1 protein-coding gene is annotated in these 1,152 nt (G+C 33.9%); it reads right to left on the reverse strand.

The features are described from left to right. Positions 1-1,152, reverse strand: a 1,152-nt coding sequence (locus PX636_RS01830) for an amino acid adenylation domain-containing protein (RefSeq protein ID WP_288116043.1), incomplete at both ends; no start/stop codon positions are given.

Genomic DNA, 1,152 nt, shown 5'->3' on the forward strand with positions numbered 1-1,152 from the left:
CATCTGGGTATTCAGTTAATACGGCTTCAATTTCGCCAATTTCAATACGAAACCCTCGAATTTTAACTTGATTATCAATGCGTCCTAAAAACTCTATATTTCCATCGGGTAAATAACGAGCTAAATCTCCAGTTTTATAGAAACGTTGATATTCTGATGAATTAAAAGCATGAGTAATAAATTTTTCACGGGTTAAATCATCGCGATTGAGATAACCTTTGGCCAAACCTAAACCTCCAATTAACAGTTCTCCTGGTATTCCAATGGGGACTTGTTGCAAATAGCGATCACAAATATAAACCTGTGTATTTGTAATCGGTTTACCAATGGCAACAGAATGAATTTGAGCAATTTTATGAATGAAATTGGGATTAAAAACTGTGCTGGTTATCGTCGCTTCTGTCGGACCATAAGCATTCAACCAAGTGATATCTTCTCGTTGACTATTTGATAGTATTTTTTGCCATAATATTAATCGCTCTGGTAATACTTCTTCACTTCCTGTAATCACTAAGCGTAGGGTTTCAGGTAAGGTTATTAAAGTTTGAGATAAATCTAATACCCATTCATGCCAATAAGTAGCCGGAAGATTAATGACTGTTAAACACTTTTGCTGAATAAATTGAGTAAAATCAGCTAAAGAAGGGAACATTAATGCAGGACGCATAACTAAAGTTGCACCCGTTAAAAAAGTTGGATAAATTTCTTCAGCAGCTACATCAAAGGTAAAAGAAGCAAATTGTAAAATTCGATCACGACTTGTTAAATCATAGACTTTAATGATTCCTAAACTATGATTAACTAAACTTTGATGTTCAATCATAACCCCTTTAGGAGTGCCTGTTGAACCAGAGGTATAAATAATATAAGCTAAATTATTTGGCTGAATAGGGTTAACTAAATTGTTTTGGCTTTGACTAACAATTAAGTTTTCTTCAGTATCCAGACAAACCACTTCTGCTTGATGATCACGGAATAAATTAACCAAGGTATTTTGAGTAATTAATACCGAGACTTGAGCATCATTTAAGATATAGTTTAAACGCTCTTGGGGATAATTGGGAGCTAGAACAAGATAAGCAGCACCGGTTTTAAGAATTGCCAAAAAACTGATAATAATAGATACAGATTGTTCTAAACAAATTCCCACTA

The organism is Microcystis sp. M53598_WE2, assembly GCF_030067735.1.
In the GTDB taxonomy this organism is placed as follows: domain Bacteria; phylum Cyanobacteriota; class Cyanobacteriia; order Cyanobacteriales; family Microcystaceae; genus Microcystis; species Microcystis aeruginosa.